General features: G+C 62.4%; 17 protein-coding genes and 1 tRNA gene. 15 read left to right on the forward strand and 3 right to left on the reverse strand.

Translation table 11 applies throughout. The features are described 5' to 3' along the window. Positions 1 to 33 precede the first annotated feature (33 nt). The 3 genes from ACMUJL_RS13250 (at position 34) to ACMUJL_RS13260 (ending at position 2,121) form a co-directional block, all read left to right on the forward strand. Positions 34 to 110, forward strand: a tRNA-Arg gene (locus ACMUJL_RS13250). A 273-nt stretch (positions 111 to 383) separates the two neighbouring features. After that, entirely contained in the window at positions 384 to 1,358 is a 975-nt protein-coding gene (locus ACMUJL_RS13255; RefSeq protein WP_416914311.1) for a porin, read from the forward strand. Between the two features lie 109 nt (positions 1,359 to 1,467). Further along, positions 1,468 to 2,121, forward strand: coding sequence for a YggS family pyridoxal phosphate-dependent enzyme (locus tag ACMUJL_RS13260; RefSeq protein ID WP_068291078.1), 654 nt, complete (start codon positions 1,468 to 1,470; stop codon positions 2,119 to 2,121). A 42-nt stretch (positions 2,122 to 2,163) separates the two neighbouring features. Here ACMUJL_RS13260 and ACMUJL_RS13265 read toward each other — a convergent pair whose 3' ends face one another. Both ACMUJL_RS13265 and ribA read right to left on the reverse strand, forming a co-directional pair. Then, positions 2,164 to 2,643: a L,D-transpeptidase family protein gene (locus tag ACMUJL_RS13265; protein ID WP_068291305.1), complete on the reverse strand. Its 480-nt coding sequence runs from the start codon at positions 2,641 to 2,643 to the stop codon at positions 2,164 to 2,166. A 20-nt stretch (positions 2,644 to 2,663) separates the two neighbouring features. Beyond that, a complete protein-coding gene (gene ribA, locus ACMUJL_RS13270) occupies positions 2,664 to 3,755 on the reverse strand; it encodes a GTP cyclohydrolase II (protein WP_375573565.1) in 1,092 nt (363 codons plus the stop codon). 157 nt (positions 3,756 to 3,912) lie between these two features. Between ribA and ACMUJL_RS13275 the strand changes: the two genes are divergently transcribed. The 10 genes from ACMUJL_RS13275 to ACMUJL_RS13320 all read left to right on the forward strand — a co-directional run bounded on the left by ACMUJL_RS13275 (position 3,913) and on the right by ACMUJL_RS13320 (position 14,130). Next, a complete protein-coding gene (locus ACMUJL_RS13275; protein ID WP_068291081.1) occupies positions 3,913 to 4,599 on the forward strand; it encodes a response regulator transcription factor in 687 nt (228 codons plus the stop codon). Positions 4,600 to 5,389: 790 nt separating this feature from the next. After that, a complete protein-coding gene (gene urtA / locus ACMUJL_RS13280; protein ID WP_375573899.1) occupies positions 5,390 to 6,634 on the forward strand; it encodes an urea ABC transporter substrate-binding protein in 1,245 nt (414 codons plus the stop codon). Between the two features lie 64 nt (positions 6,635 to 6,698). Next, on the forward strand, positions 6,699 to 8,657 hold the full coding sequence (gene urtB, locus ACMUJL_RS13285) for an urea ABC transporter permease subunit UrtB (protein ID WP_068291082.1): 1,959 nt from the start codon (positions 6,699 to 6,701) through the stop codon (positions 8,655 to 8,657). A gap of 96 nt (positions 8,658 to 8,753) precedes the next feature. Next, complete coding sequence (urtC, locus tag ACMUJL_RS13290) at positions 8,754 to 9,983, forward strand: urea ABC transporter permease subunit UrtC (protein WP_068291083.1); 1,230 nt, start codon at positions 8,754 to 8,756, stop codon at positions 9,981 to 9,983. After that, positions 9,980 to 10,720: an urea ABC transporter ATP-binding protein UrtD gene (gene urtD / locus ACMUJL_RS13295; protein ID WP_068291085.1), complete on the forward strand. Its 741-nt coding sequence runs from the start codon at positions 9,980 to 9,982 to the stop codon at positions 10,718 to 10,720. The genes urtC and urtD overlap by 4 nt, the downstream gene beginning before the upstream one ends. Before the next feature lies 1 nt (position 10,721). Further along, a complete protein-coding gene (gene urtE / locus ACMUJL_RS13300) occupies positions 10,722 to 11,417 on the forward strand; it encodes an urea ABC transporter ATP-binding subunit UrtE (protein ID WP_068291086.1) in 696 nt (231 codons plus the stop codon). A gap of 83 nt (positions 11,418 to 11,500) precedes the next feature. Next, positions 11,501 to 12,289 (forward strand): exodeoxyribonuclease III, encoded by a 789-nt coding sequence (locus ACMUJL_RS13305; protein ID WP_068291087.1) that lies wholly within the window; start codon positions 11,501 to 11,503, stop codon positions 12,287 to 12,289. An 84-nt stretch (positions 12,290 to 12,373) separates the two neighbouring features. Continuing rightward, entirely contained in the window at positions 12,374 to 13,279 is a 906-nt protein-coding gene (locus tag ACMUJL_RS13310) for a tetratricopeptide repeat protein (RefSeq protein WP_375573560.1), read from the forward strand. 27 nt (positions 13,280 to 13,306) lie between these two features. Beyond that, positions 13,307 to 13,951 carry an LON peptidase substrate-binding domain-containing protein gene (locus ACMUJL_RS13315; RefSeq protein WP_068291091.1) on the forward strand — a complete coding sequence of 215 codons (645 nt, stop codon included), beginning with the start codon at positions 13,307 to 13,309 and terminating at the stop codon, positions 13,949 to 13,951. After that, positions 13,951 to 14,130, forward strand: coding sequence for a Trm112 family protein (locus ACMUJL_RS13320; protein WP_068291092.1), 180 nt, complete (start codon positions 13,951 to 13,953; stop codon positions 14,128 to 14,130). The genes ACMUJL_RS13315 and ACMUJL_RS13320 overlap by 1 nt, the downstream gene beginning before the upstream one ends. Before the next feature lie 79 nt (positions 14,131 to 14,209). On the opposite strand, the gene ACMUJL_RS13325 is transcribed toward ACMUJL_RS13320, so the two are convergent. Beyond that, entirely contained in the window at positions 14,210 to 15,649 is a 1,440-nt protein-coding gene (locus tag ACMUJL_RS13325; RefSeq protein ID WP_375573557.1) for an aldehyde dehydrogenase family protein, read from the reverse strand. A gap of 187 nt (positions 15,650 to 15,836) precedes the next feature. On the opposite strand from ACMUJL_RS13325, the gene ACMUJL_RS13330 reads away from it, so the two are divergent. Together ACMUJL_RS13330 and ACMUJL_RS13335 are read left to right on the forward strand one after the other, a co-directional pair. Beyond that, on the forward strand, positions 15,837 to 16,484 hold the full coding sequence (locus ACMUJL_RS13330; RefSeq protein WP_375573555.1) for a peroxiredoxin: 648 nt from the start codon (positions 15,837 to 15,839) through the stop codon (positions 16,482 to 16,484). A gap of 179 nt (positions 16,485 to 16,663) precedes the next feature. Next, positions 16,664 to 17,167, forward strand: coding sequence for an ATP-dependent zinc protease (locus tag ACMUJL_RS13335; protein WP_375573553.1), 504 nt, complete (start codon positions 16,664 to 16,666; stop codon positions 17,165 to 17,167). The last annotated feature ends 18 nt before the right edge of the window (positions 17,168 to 17,185 follow it).

Consider the following 17,185-nt stretch of genomic DNA (forward strand, 5'->3'; position numbering starts at 1 on the left):
AAGCACGCAAGCCGGGGTAAAGCACTTTTGCGTGGCCCCGTGGCTCAACAGGATAGAGCAGCCCCCTCCTAAGGGGCAGGTTGCAGGTTCGAATCCTGCCGGGGTCACCAGTTTCATCTATGGATCATGAAGACATGCATCACAACTTTTGCGCGAATGACGCAGAAGTGGCCGTGATCGGGGCGATGCGATCTGGGCGCACCAACCGCACAACAACGCATCCGGGACGATCCGGGCACAGGCGGCCACTTTCCGTTCTCCGACAGACGCCCGCCTCCCGGGTCCGATGGGCCAGGTGATGACGAAAACAGGTCAAACGGCATCGGACAGATCGGCCGAAAATCCGCTTTCCCGGCCCGAGGCGATCACGCCGCAGCCAGCAGATGGATGTCCCATTTTCGCAACATTCCGGGCAGACAACCGGATTCTACTGCTGCCGCGTCAGCAACCTTCTTATCGCAACTACCGCGCTGGTCGCTACCGCTGGTGTTGCTGTCGCAGACGTCAAAGTCTCCGGCTACGCACGTTTTGGCGCACTGTACAACGACGGCGTCGCAGCCGGCGCTGACGAAATCAACACCGCAAGCCGTCTGCGCCTGCAGTTCGACGCCACCACCGAAACCGATGGCGGCCTGACCCTGGGTGTGCGTCAGCGCTTCCAGGCCGAAGAGAACTCGGCAAACGCTGGCGGTAACGGCGCTCGCTTCTACGCAACCACCGGTGGCCTGACCATCGCGATGGGCAACATCCTGGGTGTGATCGAAGCTGCTCCGAACCTGTACCTGCCGACCAAATCGGCTGGCGTTGGCCTGGAAGGCAACGGCTTCCGTTCGCTGGCAGCCAACACCATCTCCAACGGCGGCGTGTTCGGCTGGACCGCATACTCCAGCGGTGGCGCAGGCGCGACCGATGGCGTTGAAGTTCTGTACAGCATGAACGGCCTGGGCCTGCACGCACACAGCACCGACACCTCCTACGGTATCGGCGCAAACTACGCCTTCGGTGACTACAAAGTTGCAGTCGCTTACGAAGAGTGGAACGACGGCGCACGTGACGGCGACAGCATCCTGTTCGCTTCGGTTGGCGGCAGCTTCGGCGCGTTCGACGCAGCTCTGTCCTATGCTGACACCGACTACACCGGTGTGACCGCAGAGAAGATCTCGCTGCGCGCTGGCTACAAAGCAAACGACGCTCTGTACGTCTACGGCTTCGCTGCTGACGAAAACAACGGCACCGATGCAACCTTCGGCCTGGGTGCTTCCTACGGCCTGGGCGGCGGCGCTTCGGTTGAAGGCGGCTGGACCCAGAACGAAGCAGGCGACAACCTGGTTTCGGCTGGTATCTTCTTCTCGTTCTGATCCAGAACGCAGAGTTGAACAAGGAAGGGCAGGTCTTCGGACCTGCCCTTTTCTTTTGCGCGGACATGGTGTTTTCATGCGCCCAGGCCGAACAACCAGGGTGAATGCCATGTCACTGTCCGAGATCAAGACCCGAATCGCCAAAGCCTGCGCCGCCGCCGGACGGGCCGAGGACAGCGTGACCCTGATCGCGGTGTCGAAGGTGCAGCCGAATGAACGGGTCGCCGCCGTACTGGACCAGGGCCACCGCGTCTTTGGCGAAAACCGTGTGCAGGAGGCGGCCGGCAAATGGCCCGAATTCCGCAAGACTTATGACGGCATCGCGCTGCATCTGATCGGGCCCTTGCAGACCAACAAGGCGCGGCAGGCCATGGAGCTGTTCCAGGTGATCCATTCCGTGGACCGTCCCAAGGTGGCCCAGACCATCGCGCGGCTGGCGCAAGAGATGGGATATTGTCCCGACATTTTCCTGCAGATCAACACCGGAGAAGAGCCGCAGAAAGCAGGGGTGATGCCGTCAGACGCGGATGCTTTCGTGGCCGAGGCGCGGGCGCTGGATCTGCCTGTGCAGGGGTTGATGTGCATTCCCCCGGTCGATGAGGAGCCAGCGCTGCATTTTGCCCTCCTGGCCAGGATCGCGGAGCGCAACGGGCTGTCCGGCCTGTCGATGGGGATGAGCGGCGATTTCGAAACCGCCATCGCGCTGGGGGCTACGCATATCCGTGTGGGATCGGCCATCTTCGGAGAGCGGGCTTACGACTGACGCGTCGCGCCGTGGATATTTAGAGCAAGAAGAAACCCAGGGTCATGCCACGATCAGGCGACAGCCGTGGCGCAGGTGTGCGGCGATCCATTGCAGGTGATCCCGGCGCAGGGCGATGCAGCCTTCGGTCGGGTATCCCGCGCGGCGGCGCTGGTGGATGAAAATGGCCGAGCCGCGCCCGCGTTCCGCGCGGGGCCAGTTCCAGTCGGTGATCAGGATCAGATCATAAAGCGGGTCGGCGCGGCGCAGCCTTTCGTGGCTGTAGGGGTAGGGTGCGCGGACCATGAGGTTGTAATCCTCGTGCCGGGGATCGTCGGACCACAGGTCGCCGGGGCGGATCGGCAGGGCCCAATCGGCAGGGCGCGCCATGCGGTCGGGGCGATAGAGCATGCCCACGATGCCGTGGATGCCGCGCGGGGTTGCACCGTCGCCTTCGCGTTTCGTGTCGCTGATACCGCCACGCCCGATGGAGCAGGGGAAGGTACGGCCCGCAAAGCGCAGGCCCATCGGGGTCAGAACCATGTCTGCCGCGCGCGCGGTGGTCACAGCAGATGTCCCGATTTGGCGGACTTGGTGGCAAGATAGGCGCGGTTATGGGCGTTTTCCCCCACTTTCAGCGGCACGCGTTCGGTCACGGTGATCCCCTGCTTTTCCATCATCGCGATCTTGCGCGGATTGTTGGTCAGCAGACGCACCGAGGTGAAGCCCATCGACTTGAGGATCTCGGCGCCAAGGCGGAAATCGCGCTCGTCATCCTCGAAGCCCAGGCGATGGTTCGCCTCGACCGTGTCGAAACCCTGGTCCTGCAGGGAATAGGCGCGCATCTTGTTGGCAAGGCCGATGCCGCGCCCTTCCTGGTTGAGATAGAGCAGCACACCCGCCCCTTCTTCGCCCATCTGCGCCAAGGCGCCATGCAATTGCGGTCCGCAGTCGCATTTCAGGCTGCCCAGCACATCGCCGGTAAAGCAGGCCGAATGAAGCCGCGCCAGAACGGGCTTGTCGCGGGCGGGTTGGCCGATCTCGAAGGCGTAATGTTCTTCGCCACCATCTTCGGGGCGGAAGATATGCAGCCTTCCCGCCTCTGCGGCGGATACCGGCAGGCGCGCGCTGACCACTGGGTGGGGTTCGGGTGCTGCGGCCAGCAGCGGGCGGGCGCGGTGTGCGTCGATCCGGGTCAGGCCGTGGTTGGCGGCGAAACCGGCCGGATCGGCCAGGGGCAGAACCAGCGCAGCCGGCAAGAGCCGTGCTGTCTTGGTCAGGATCACAGCCAGGCGATGCAGATCGGCCGCGCCGTCGCGTTGCGTGACAAGCGGGCCTTTCATCGGCGTTTTCAGGTCATCCGCCGGATCTGCGACACCCAGGACCCAGGCCAGGCTTGATCCGTGGGGCAGGACCACGCGGGCGAGATCACCGTCATAGGCGCGGGCCTTCAGCGTCTCGGCGCGCCGCGCGGTCAGGGCAAGAACGGGTGTGCCACCCAGCGCGTGCAGATCCGCCAGCCTTTGCGCATCCAGCGTCTCGGCGGCCAGTACAAGAACGCCTGTGCCGTTTTCCGTCAGCACAACGGGCACGCCCATGCGCAGATCTGCGCGGGCGCGGGCCAGGATTTCTGTAACATCAGGGCTGAAGCTCATGCCGTTTGTTGCGCCTATGCGTGCTGCGATCTGGGTTTTACGCTTCTATCTGAAACATTTGCACACTGCTTTACACGACAGCGTGAGAGAATGGCACCCTGTCTTGTCGGCATTGTCCCGCAGGCGCATCTTGTCCGCAAGCACAGGAGGGAAACCTATGGCACAATTGAAGAAAATACTGCTGGTGGACGATGACGAGGATCTGCGCGAGGCGCTGAGCGAGCAGCTTGTCATGACCGAGGACTTCGATGTCTTTGAGGCCGGAAACGGGTCAGAGGCGATGAAGCGCGCGAAGGAAGCGCTTTATGATCTGGTCATTCTTGACGTTGGCCTTCCCGATACGGACGGCCGCGAACTGTGCCGGCTGATGCGCAAGCAGGGGGTCAAGTGCCCGATCCTGATGCTGACCGGCCACGACAGTGATGCCGATACGATCCTGGGCCTGGATGCCGGGGCCAATGACTATATCACCAAGCCGTTCAAGTTTCCGGTCCTGCTGGCCCGGATCCGCGCGCAGCTTCGCCAGCATGAGCAGAGCGAGGATGCCGTTTTCACGCTTGGGCCCTACACGTTCAAGCCCGCGATGAAGATGCTGGTCACCGAGGACGACAAGAAGATCCGCCTGACCGAAAAAGAGACGAATATCCTGAAATACCTCTATCGTGCGACCGAAGGCGTGGTGCCGCGTGATGTGCTTTTGCACGAGGTCTGGGGCTATAATGCAGGCGTTACGACCCACACGCTTGAGACACATATCTACCGCCTGCGTCAAAAGATCGAGCCTGATCCTTCGAACGCGCGGCTGCTTGTCACGGAATCGGGTGGGTACCGTCTTGTTGCATAAGGGATGCACTTTCGACATGTCTGCATGGGGCCCACTGTCTTGATGCAGATCAAAGTGGTATCCTGCCATTAGGATTAATTTTTCTACAGCATTTCACGAGACCCCGTCGCATATGCGGGTCATCATATGCACCTCCCTGTTGGACTGCCCCGGCCTGGTGCCGGGGTTTTTTTTGTCCGGGGTCCTGCGATCGTCCGCATTGTATCGCATTGCGAAACAACTGTTTGGCTTTCATGGACATTTGCGGGAAGGTTCCATTCCTTGATCATGGCGATCACGGGTTGCAAGGGGACATCGTCATATCGGCAAGCCTGGATTCCCGGCGGCCGAACCTTTGCGGCCAGGGCCTGCCCACCCGCAAAACCATCCGGTGATTCTTCGGGCGGGTGCCGCGATGCCCGTTCCGGTGGCACGGGCATCGCCGGAACGCCCAACCCCCGGACGCATTTCTTCCAAAAAATAGGCAAATGCTTCGAATCGGTCACTTTGCCCTGTTGATGTCCTAAAAATGCTGCACCTGCGAAGCGGCTTGTTGCAAGCGCAGCATCGTCTGTTCTGAATTGGGACAGCCGTTGCCATGCAGGCGACGCGCCGAGGCCGCGCAGAGGGCCGATCCTGGCAGATACACCCCCTGCGCGACTGCAACACACATGTTGCGGATGGCCAGATGACCCGCCGTGCCACTTGCTGGCCCATGCGGGACAAAAGGCCCATCCCGCAGATAAGCGACTGGGGATATTATTCAATGACACATGGAACGAAATTTACCGCGCTTGCCGTGGCGGCGATCATGGCCGGCGCCGGCGCCGGCGCTGCATCAGCGCAGGATTGCCCGATCAAGGTCGGCGTGCTGCATTCGCTGTCCGGAAGCATGGCCATTTCCGAAACGACGCTGAAGGACGTCATGCTGATGCTGGTCGACCAGCAGAACGCCAAGGGCGGGCTGCTTGGCTGCCAGCTTGAGGCGGTAGTGGTCGATCCGGCCTCTGACTGGCCGCTGTTCGCGGAAAAGGCGCGCGAACTGCTGACCGTGAACGAGGTTGACGTGATCTTCGGCAACTGGACCAGCGTCAGCCGCAAATCCGTGCTGCCGGTGATCGAGGAGTTGAACGGTCTGCTGTTCTACCCCGTGCAGTACGAGGGCGAGGAATCGTCGCGCAACGTCTTCTACACGGGTGCGGCCCCGAACCAGCAGGCCATCCCGGCGACGGACTATTTCCTTGAGGAACTGGGCGTCGAGAAATTCGCCCTTCTGGGCACGGACTATGTCTATCCGCGCACCACGAACAACATCCTTGAAAGCTACCTCATCTCGAAGGGCATCCCGAAAGAGGACATCTTCGTCAACTACACGCCCTTTGGTCATTCCGACTGGGCGACGATCGTGGCCGATGTGGTCGCCCTCGGGGCCGATGGCAAGCAGGTCGGCGTGATCTCGACCATCAATGGTGACGCGAATATCGGCTTCTACAAGGAACTCGCCGCTGCCGGTGTTTCAGCCGAGGATATTCCCGTCGTCGCCTTCTCGGTCGGCGAAGAGGAGTTGTCGGGTCTCGACACATCCGAACTGGTCGGGCACCTCGCGGCCTGGAACTATTTCCAATCCGCCGACACGCCTGCAAACGCGGAATTCATCGCTGCATGGAAAGCCTTTGCCGGTGAGAACCGCGTGACCAACGACCCGATGGAGGCGCATTACATCGGCTTCAACATGTGGGTGAATGCGGCAACCGCGGCAGGCACCACGGATGTGGATGCCGTGCGTACGGCCATGTACGGGCAGGAATTCCCGAACCTGACCGGCGGGACCGCCGTGATGTTGCCGAACCATCACCTGGCCAAGCCGGTGCTGATTGGTGAAATCCGCGCCGATGGTCAGTTCGACATCATCAGCCAGACCCCCGAAGTCGATGGCGATGCCTGGACCGACTACCTGCCGGATTCGGCGGTTCTGACCAGCGACTGGAAGGATCTGGGCTGCGGGATGTACAACACCGTGACCAAGACCTGTGTCCAGCTGACCTCGAACTACTGACCCAAATGCCGGGGGGGCGGTGATCCGCGCCCCCGGCCACCGGCCCTTCGGTCAAGGACTTATCATGATCTTCCGCCTTATCTGCTGCGCCTTGGCGATTGCCCTGGGCCTGACCGCGGCCCGCGCGCAAGACAGCGTTGCGCCCCTTCAGTCGTTGCTTCAGGCCAATGCCGATGCCGTGGCAAACCCGTCGCGCAGCACGGTCGATGGTCTTGTCGCAGCCTTGCTGGACAGCGATCTTCCCGGGGTGCCCGTGTTCCTGGAGCGTTGGCGCGACCGGGGTGTTTACCTGCGGTCCAGCGATGGGCTGTTCTATTATGCCACCAAGGCTGAAGGGGGATATGCCCTGGTCGACGTGGACACGGGGCAGGATGCCGGTCAGGCGGAAAGTGCCGACATGAGCGAACTGCGTCCCAATGCCGGGGTGCGGCGCGTGATCGGATCCGCGCTTGTGGCGTTCCAGTTGCTGGATGATGATCCCGCCCGGCGGCTTGCCGCGCTTGACGCGATTGACCGCAGCCCTTCCGAGGACCAGTTGGAACCGCTGCGCCTGTCCATCGCGGCAGAACCCGATCCTGTCCTTCAAGCCCGCAAGATCCGGCTGGAAAGGCTGCTTTCCGCCCGTTTTGCCGAAACGCCTGCCGAACGGATCGCCGCCATCGAAAGCCTTGAAGGTGATCTGGGTGTGGACGCCCGTGCCGTGCTGAACCTGATCCTGACAAGCGCGCCCGCAGTGTTCGCCGAACTTCCGACGGATCGCAACATTGCCGCAGTGCTGGAGCCCGGAACCGATGCGCTGTCCGAGGTCGAGGCCTATACCCGTCTTGTCGAGGCGGGTTTCGCACCGCCGCTGACGGGTGTCGCGACCATCAAGGATGCGCTGATCGCCGCCATGGATGGCGATGCCGTCGCTGGCATTCCGGTGGCCAGCCTGTCCACGGACGCCGCGCGTGAAGCGGCTTATGACGCCCTGGCCGCCACCGGTGCCGTGCCGCCGCTGGTGACGCTTGACGATCAGGCGATGGCCTTGGCCGCGCATCGCTTTGTGCTGCTCTATGCCGAACCCGATCCCGCGATTACCGCTGCGGCCGCGGCCACGCTGGAGGCGATCGAGTTCAAGGTCGGATTGAACCAGGCGGCGGATCTGGCGCTGGACGGCTTGTCGCTGGCCTCGATCTATTTTCTGGCCGCCATCGGCCTGGCCATCACCTTCGGCGTGATGGGGGTAATCAACATGGCGCATGGCGAATTCATCATGATGGGCGCCTATACCGGCTATGTGGTGCAGCTTTTCATCCCGGATTACACGCTGTCGCTGCTGCTGGCCTTGCCACTGGCTTTTGCCGTCACCTTCGCCGCAGGTGTGGCCATGGAGCGGCTTGTGATCCGCTGGCTCTATCACCGACCACTGGAAACGCTGCTGGCCACATTCGGCATTTCCATCGCGCTGCAGCAGTTGGCCAAGAACATCTTCGGCACCCAGGCGCGGCCGCTCACCTCGCCCGATTGGCTCAGCGGCACGCTGACCTTCAACGAGGTGGTGTCGATCAGCATGATCCGCGTCGCGATCTTCGTGCTGGCGCTGATGTTCCTCGGGTTGCTGATCTACATCCTCAAACGCACGCGCCTGGGGCTGGAGGTTCGCGCCGTGACCCAGAACCCCGGCATGGCGGCATCGATGGGGATCAACCCTGACCGGATCAACATGCTGACCTTCGGCCTTGGGTCCGGTATCGCGGGGATCGCGGGCGTGGCCATCGGACTTTACGCCAAGGTCACATCGGAAATGGGCGCCGATTACATCGTGCAAAGCTTCATGACCGTTGTCGTGGGCGGTGTCGGCAATGTCTGGGGCACACTGGCCGGGGCCACGCTGATCGGCTTTCTGCAGAAGGGGATCGAGTTCCTGAACCCCAGCAATACGCTGGCGGCGCAGACCTACATGATCCTGTTCATCATCCTGTTCATCCAGTTCCGGCCCAAGGGCATCATCGCCCTCAAGGGCCGTGCGGCGGGGGATTGACGCCATGTCACATGCAAGTACCGCTTCTGTTTCTTCTTGCCCCAAATATCCCGGGGGGTGCGGGGGGTTGACCCCCCGCCGCGACGGAGGCCGCGCATGAACCGTTCCTTCATTGCACGCAACCCTTCGGTCCTGTGGTTCCTGCTGGCGCTGTCGGTCTTTACCGTCGCGGTCACGCTGATGTCCGAGGTGACGGGGGTCGGGCTGATCTCGACCTCTTTCGTCAAGACGCTGGGCAAGACCCTGTGCCTGTGCCTGATCGCCATCGCGATGGATGTCGTCTGGGGCTATTGCGGGATCCTGTCGCTGGGGCATTTCGCGTTTTTCGGGTTGGGCGGCTATGCCATCGGGATGTGGCTGATGTATGCCCGGACCGAGCTGATCGTGGTGGAATCGCTGGCCAACGCGCCGCTGCCGCCCACCGAGACCGAGGTCACGGATGCTATTGCCACGCAGATATTCGGCGTGGTGGGCTCGTCCGAGTTCCCGCTGATCTGGGCGTTTTCGCATTCCCTGACGCTGCAACTGCTGATGGTCGTTCTTGTGCCGGGCCTGCTGGCGCTGGTCTTTGGCTGGCTGGCGTTCCGCAGCCGGGTGACGGGTGTTTATCTGTCGATCCTGACGCAGGCGATGACACTGGCGCTGTCGCTTTACCTGTTCCAGAACGACAGCGGATTGCGCGGCAATAACGGGCTGTCGGGATTGCAGAATATCCCCGGCCTCGATGCGGTGCCGCAATCGGTGATCTCGATCGCGTTCTTCTGGGCCTCGGCGCTGGCGCTGGGGTTGGGCTATGTCCTTTTCGCCTGGATCGTGTCCGGCAAGATGGGCAGCGTGATCCGCGCCATCCGCGACAACGAAAGCCGCGTGCGGTTCCTGGGCTATCATGTCGAAAGCTACAAGCTGTTCGTCTTCACCCTGACCGCCATCGTCGCGGCCATTGCGGGGGCGCTTTACTATCCGCAGGCGGGCATCATCAACCCGGCCGAAATCGCGCCCATCGCCTCGATCTACCTTGCGGTATGGGTCGCCATCGGCGGGCGCGGGCGGCTTTATGGCGCGGTGATCGGCGCGGCTTTCGTGTCGCTGCTGTCGTCTTGGTTCACGGGCGGATCGGCCCCGGCTGTCAACCTCGGCTTCTACACGATCAACTGGACAGATTGGTGGCTGGTGCTGCTGGGCCTGTCATTCGTGGCGGTCACGCTGTTCTTTCCCAAGGGGATCGGCGGGCTGTTCGACCTGATCGTGTTGAAACCCGTGGCGGACCGGCAGGGCGATTACGGCCCCGACAAGGGCGCCTGGCGCCGTGAGGAGGGCGAGCCATGAGCACGCTTCTGGAAGTGTCCGGCGTCAGCGTCACATTCGACGGGTTCCGCGCCATCAACAACCTGTCGATCAGCATCGGCCAGGCCGAGTTGCGCGCGGTGATCGGGCCGAATGGTGCGGGCAAGACCACCTTCATGGACATCATCACCGGCAAGACCAAACCGGACGAGGGGCGGGTGATCTGGGGTCCGCGCAGCATATCCCTGCTGGACCTGTCCGAAAGCCAGATCGCGCGGCAGGGGATCGGGCGCAAGTTCCAGAAACCCACGGTGTTCGAGGCGCAGACGGTACGGGAAAACCTGGCCATGGCGCTCAAGAACCCGCGCGGGCCGTTTGATGTGTTGTTCTACCGCAAAAGCCGCGCGACCGCCGCGCGGATCGACGAGATTGCGGAAGAGATCGGCCTGACCGAAGACCTGCCGCGCCGGGCGGGCGAGTTGAGCCATGGGCAAAAGCAATGGCTGGAGATCGGGATGCTGCTGGCGCAGGATCCGCAGTTGTTGCTGGTGGATGAGCCGGCGGCGGGCATGACCCCTGCGGAGCGGGAGCATACGACCGCACTGCTGGTGCGCGCCGCGCAGACCCGCGCGGTCGTGGTGGTCGAACATGACATGGAATTCGTGCGGCGACTGAACTGCAAGGTGACGGTGCTGCATGAAGGTTCGGTGCTGGCCGAAGGCAGTCTGGACCATGTCACGAAAAATCAGGACGTCATCGACGTCTACCTGGGGCGCTGAGATGCTGGAAATTGCCGACCTGACCCTGAAATACGGCCAAAGCCAGATCCTGAACGGGATTTCCATGACTGCCAAGCCGGGGCAGGTGACGGCCGTCATGGGCACGAACGGCGTGGGCAAGACCAGCCTGCTCAAGGCGATCGCCGGGCGGCATCCCTATTCCGGCGGCACGATCATGCTGGATGGCAAGCCGCTGGATCATCCGACCGCCTTTCAGGCCGCGCGCGCGGGCATCGCCTATGTGCCGCAGGGGCGCGAGGTCTTTCCCCTGCTGAGTGTGACCGAGAACCTGACGACGGGTTTTGCCTGCTTGCCACGCGGCGACAAGGCCATCCCGCCCCGGATTTACGAGCTGTTCCCGGTCCTGGCCGAGATGAAGGACCGGCGCGGCGGTGATTTGTCGGGCGGGCAGCAACAACAATTGGCGATTGCGCGGGCGCTGATCACCAAACCGCGTGTGCTGCTGCTGGACGAGCCGACCGAGGGCATTCAGCCCAACATCATCAAGCAGATCGGCCGGGTGATCGAGGCCCTGCGCGACGAGGGCGAGATCGCCATCGTCCTGGTCGAGCAGTATTTCGACTTTGCCTATCAGCTTGCCGATGAGTTCGTGGCGCTGAACCGCGGGTCTGTCGTGCTGCGTGATCCCAAGGCGCGCGTAGACCGCGCGACCTTGCTGTCGCGTGTGTCGATCTGAAGCGCGATCAGGGTGACACCCCCCTCCCGCTTGGCTGTCCCATGTGCTAGGCCTGCCTCCGAACCATTGGAACGGAGCAGACTATGACCTTTACCCTTGCCACCTGGAACATCAACTCGGTCAGGCTGCGCGAAGGGCTTGTGTGCAAGCTTCTGTCCGAGGAAGCCCCCGATGTGCTGTGCCTGCAGGAATGCAAAAGCCCGGTGGACAAGATCCCGCTGGAGGGGTTCCAGGCGCTGGGTTACCACCACATGGTCGCACGTGGGCAAAAGGGCTATAACGGGGTGGCGATCCTGTCCAAGCTGCCGCTCGAGGATATGGGCGAGATGGATTTCGCCAGCCTTGGCCATGCGCGTCATGTGGCGGCGCGGCTGCCCAATGGCGTGGTGATCCACAACTGCTATGTTCCCGCAGGCGGCGATGTGCCGGATCGCACGGTGAACGACAAGTTCGGCCAGAAGCTGGATTACCTGACCGAGATGCGCGACTGGTTCCATGGCGACCGGCCCGAACGGTCGATCCTTGTCGGCGATCTGAACATCGCCCCGCGCGAAGATGACGTGTGGAACCACAAGCAGCTTCTCAAGATTGTCAGCCACACGCCCGTCGAGGTGGACCACCTGGGACAGGTGCAGGAGTCCGGCGCCTGGGTCGATGTGACCCGTGCCGACATACCCGAGGGGCAGCTTTACAGCTGGTGGTCCTATCGCGCGGCCGATTGGGATGCCGCCGACAAGGGGCGCCGGCTGGATCATGTCTGGGCCACGAAGGATATCGCACAGGCAGGACACTCCAGCCGCGTGTTGCGCGCGGCGCGCGGCTGGGAGCAGCCCAGCGATCACGCGCCTGTCTTTGCAACCTTTGACCTTTGATTTCACGAATATGTCACCCCATATAGGATGATGAATGCACCCCGATCGGGTGCCACGCAGATTTGCAGACAAGGATGACGGAAGATGCTGGAACTGGGACAAAAGCAGCCCGCCGCCGACAAGGCAGTGATCATGGATGTGTCCGAGGCGGATTTCATGGCCGAGGTTGTCGATGCCTCGATGACGGTGCCGGTGCTCGTGGATTTCTGGGCGCCCTGGTGCGGCCCCTGCAAGACGCTTGGTCCGCAACTTGAGGCCGCTGTCGAGGCGGCCAAAGGCGCGGTGAAGATGGTCAAGGTCAACGTGGACCAGAACCAGCGCATCGCGGCGCAGTTGCGGGTGCAGTCGATCCCCACCGTCTATGCCTTCTGGCAGGGTCAGCCGGTCGATGCTTTCCAGGGGGCGGTGCCCGCTTCCGAGGCGCAGGCCTTCGTCAAGCGCCTGGCCGAACTGGCCGGTGACGGTGGTCTGGCCGAGGCGATCGAGGCCGCAGAGGCGATGCTGGCCGAAGGTGCGATCGACGATGCGGCGCAAACCTTTGCCGCCATCCTCGAAGAAGATCCCGCCAATGTCGCGGCCTATGCCGGGCTTGTGCAATGTCACATCGCCAAGGGCGATCTGGACGAGGCCGAGGCCGTGCTGAACGGCGCACCCGCCGAGATCGCGAAGGCCGCGCCGCTGGAAGCGGCCCATGCCCAGCTTGAACTGGCGCGGCAGGCCGCAGGGGCCGGTCCGGTTGCCGAACTGCAGGCCGCGGTCGATGCCAATCCGGCCGACCTTCAGGCGCGGTTCGATCTGGCGCTGGCGTTGCAGGCCAACAACCGAATGGAGGAGGCGGTGGATGCGCTTCTGGAAATCTTCCGTCGTGACCGGGAATGGAACGACGGTGCCGCCAAGCAGCAGCTTTTCACCATTTTTGACGCGTTGAAAGCCAATGACCCCGTCGTTTTGAACGGTCGGCGCAAGCTGTCTTCAATGATATTTGCCTGATGGGTTTGTTGGGCTAGGTCGCATGGTATGGGCAAGACATTTGACATGCCGGACGTGATCGCGGTGTTTCCGCTGCCCGGGGCGCTTTTGCTGCCCCGGTCGCGGTTGCCATTGCACATCTTCGAGCCGCGCTACCTCGCCATGCTGGAGGATGCGCTGAAAACGCCGGAACGCCTGATCGGCATGGTGCAACCGAATGCCGTCCCCGGACGCGATGGAAACGGATTGCACCAGATCGGTTGCGCGGGCCGGGTCACGCAATTCTCTGAAACCGAGGATGGGCGCTATCTGATCACGCTGTCGGGCATGTCCCGCTTCCGCGTGCTGCGGGAAGTGACGGGTTTCACCCCCTATCGCCGGTGCGAGGTGTCATGGACCGGGTTCGAGAGGGATCTGGGCCGGGACGAAACCGATAGCGGTTTCGACCGCGAAGCCTTCATGAACCTGCTGTCGCGCTATTTCACCGCGCGCGAATTGCAGACCGATTGGGAAAGCCTGCAGGATGCCGATGACGAGTTGCTGATCAACTCGCTTTCGATGCTTCTGGATTTCGATCCCGAAGACAAGCAGGCCCTGCTTGAGGCCCCTTGCCTGTCCACGCGGCGCGAAACGTTGGTCACCCTGATCGAGTATTCCCTGCGCGGCGGCAACACCGAGGAGATCATGCAGTGATGGACGGACCGCTTTTCGACCGCCGGATGCTAGAGGCGCTGGTATGTCCGCGCACCGGGGGGCGTCTTGACTACGATGCCGAGCGTCAGGAACTGATCAGCAAATCGGCCGGGTTGGCCTATCCTATCCGCAACGGCATTCCCGTGATGCTGGTCGACGAGGCCCGCAAGCTGGATTGAGGCCCACAAGCCCCCGGACAAGACAAAACCGCCGCCCGGCATCCCGGACGGCGGTTTTTTTTATTGCTATGCCAATGGCTTATTCAGCAGCCCAGCCTGCGACCGATTTGACCTCGAGGAAATCCTCGATGCCCCAGACACCGCCTTCGCGGCCATTTCCGGATTGCTTCATGCCGCCGAAAGGCGCACCGGCGCCGCGCGACTGGCCGTTGATCTCGACCATGCCGGACCGCAGTTGCAGCGCGATCCGGTTAGATTTGTCGCCGTCCTGGGTCTGGATGTAGTTGGTCAGACCATAGACCGTGTCATTGGCGATACGGATCGCTTCTTCTTCGGTCTCGAAGGGGATGATCGCCAGCACCGGGCCAAAGATTTCCTCGCGCGCGATGGTCATTTCGTTGGTGACATCGGCAAAGACCGTCGGCTTGACGAAGAAGCCACGGTTGAACCCTTCGGGGCGGCCCGTCCCACCGGCCACAAGGCGTGCGCCTTCGTCGATGCCTTTCTGGATCAGGCCCTGGATCTTGTTGAACTGCGCCTCGTTCACCACCGGACCGATGTGGCGACCGGCTTCGTGCGCGTTGCCCACGGTGACGGAATTTGCCACTTCTGCCGCCGTTTCCACGGCTTTCTCATAGACGCCCTTCTGGACCAGCATCCGGCTGGGTGCATTGCAGGACTGGCCCGAGTTGTTCATCATGTGCAACACGCCGCGCTTGACGGCCTTGTCATCGGCATCGGCGAAAATGATGTTCGCACCCTTGCCACCCAGTTCCAGGTGCACGCGCTTGAGGGTTTCCGCAGCCGCCTTGGAAATGGCGATACCCGCGCGGGTCGAGCCGGTGAAGCTGACCATGTCCACATCCGGGTGCGAGGACAGTTGCGATCCGACGCCCACGCCGTCACCGTTCACCAGGTTGAACACGCCTGCGGGGAAACCGGCCTCGTGCATGATCTCGGCAAAGACGATGGCGTTCAGCGGGCTTTCCTCGGAGGGTTTCAGCACCATGGTGCAGCCCGCGATGGCGGCCGCCACGACCTTGAGCGTGACCTGGTTCATCGGCCAGTTCCAGGGTGTGATCATCGCGCAGACGCCGATCGGCTCGTAGACGATGCGATCGTTCGGGGCGTGATCGCCCAGCGGGCGGATGAACTTGAAATTCTTGGCCGCCTTGATGAAGTTCGTGGTGTGCCATGTGCCCGCACCCACCTGCGAGACGCGCGACATGTCGATGGGCGCGCCCATTTCCATGGTCATGGCCTGTGCCAGATCCTCGGTCCGGGACTTGTAGATCTCGAGCATCTTTTCGACCAGCGCGATGCGCTCTTCGACCGGGGTGTTCATCCATGCGGGAAACGCAGCCTTGGCCGCGGCGACGGCGGCATCCGTGTCGGCCTTGCCACCCAGCGAGATGATCGCGCAGGTTTCTTCGGTCGAGGGGTCGATGACGGGATGATCGCGCCCCTCGATCGGGTCAACCCATGCACCGTTGATGTAGAACTGACGTTTCTCGATCATGTCGATCTCCTTCGTTATTGCGTCGTGATATGGGGCCTGATCCACTGGATCAAAGGTTGGCTCACTGGATTCGCGACACTCTGTCACTCTGCCTGATTGGCTGCAAGGGAGGGGGTGCAAATCCGTGATGCAGCAAATATATGAAATTTGGAATACAATTGCGACCATGACAGGAAAGGAAACCCCAATGGGCCTGCGCATCAACGATATCGTGCCGAATTTCACGGCGGACACCGATCATGGAAAGATCACCTTTCATGACTGGATCGGTGACAGCTGGGCCATCCTGTTCAGCCACCCCAAGGATTTCACCCCTGTCTGCACGACCGAATTCGGCGCCGTGGCGCAATTGGCGGATGAATGGGCCAAGCGCGGCACCAAAGTGATCGGCCTGTCGGTGGACGGCGTTGACGAACATGTGAAATGGAAAGCGGACATCGAAGGTTTCTCGGGCGCGAAAGCCGGGTTCCCGATCATCGCAGACAAGGATCTGGCCGTGTCCAAGGCCTTCGACATGCTGCCCGCCGAGGCCTATCTGCCCGACGGGCGCACCGCTGCGGATTCCGCCAGCGTGCGGTCGGTCTTCATCATCAGCCCGGACAAGAAGGTTCAGCTGATCATGACCTACCCGATGTCGGTGGGCCGCAACTTCGCCGAGGTGCTGCGCGCGCTGGACGCCCTGCAGGCCAGCTTTGGCGTGCCGGTGGCGATGCCCGCGAACTGGGTGCCGGGGCAGGACGTGATCGTCGCGCTCAGCCTCAGCGATGATCAGGCGCGGGCGCGTTTTGGCGATATCGATGTGAAACTGCCCTATCTGCGGACGACCAAGCTCTGATCGGTGTCGCGAAAGACAGATGCAAGATGGCCCTGCGGACAACCTCCGCAGGGTTTTTTCATTCCATTGTCACCGTGGTCATGGACAAAGACCGGGCACAGGATTACGCGGCGCGCCGGGGGATGCGCGGGCGACGTCTGACTGGTAGACTTTGCGCAAGCATTCGACAGGATCACCATATGCCGGAGAGAACAGGCGCCATGGGCAAGACCACGTCCGGCAAGGTCAAGCTGCCGCCGATGCTGATCGGCTGGCGCGAGCGTATCGCCTTGCCGGAACTGGGCATTGACCTGATGCAGGCCAAGATCGATACGGGCGCGCGGACCTCGGCGCTGCATGCCACCAAGGCGGTGCGGTTCCAGCGTGACGGTGCGGAGTGGGTGCGGTTCCACATTCCGCATGCCAGTGGCCTGGCTGCCCGGGATTGCGAGGCGCCCCTGATCGACCGGCGCGAGATCAAGAATACCTCGGGTCTTGGCGAGGATCGGCTTGTGATCGAAACCCTGCTGCTTCTGGGGGGGCGGCGCTGGCGGATCGAGGTGTCGCTGGCCGATCGCTCGGCCATGGCGATGCCGATCATCCTGGGTCGCACCGCGATCCGCAAACGCGGCATCCTCGTGGATGCCGGCAAATCCTACCTGGCGGGACTGCCCCGCCCGACCGGCGGTCAAGGCAAGCCCTGACAGGCCGGCCCCGCCCCT

The sequence above is a fragment of the Seohaeicola sp. genome (genome assembly GCF_048006315.1).
GTDB lineage: Bacteria > Pseudomonadota > Alphaproteobacteria > Rhodobacterales > Rhodobacteraceae > Seohaeicola.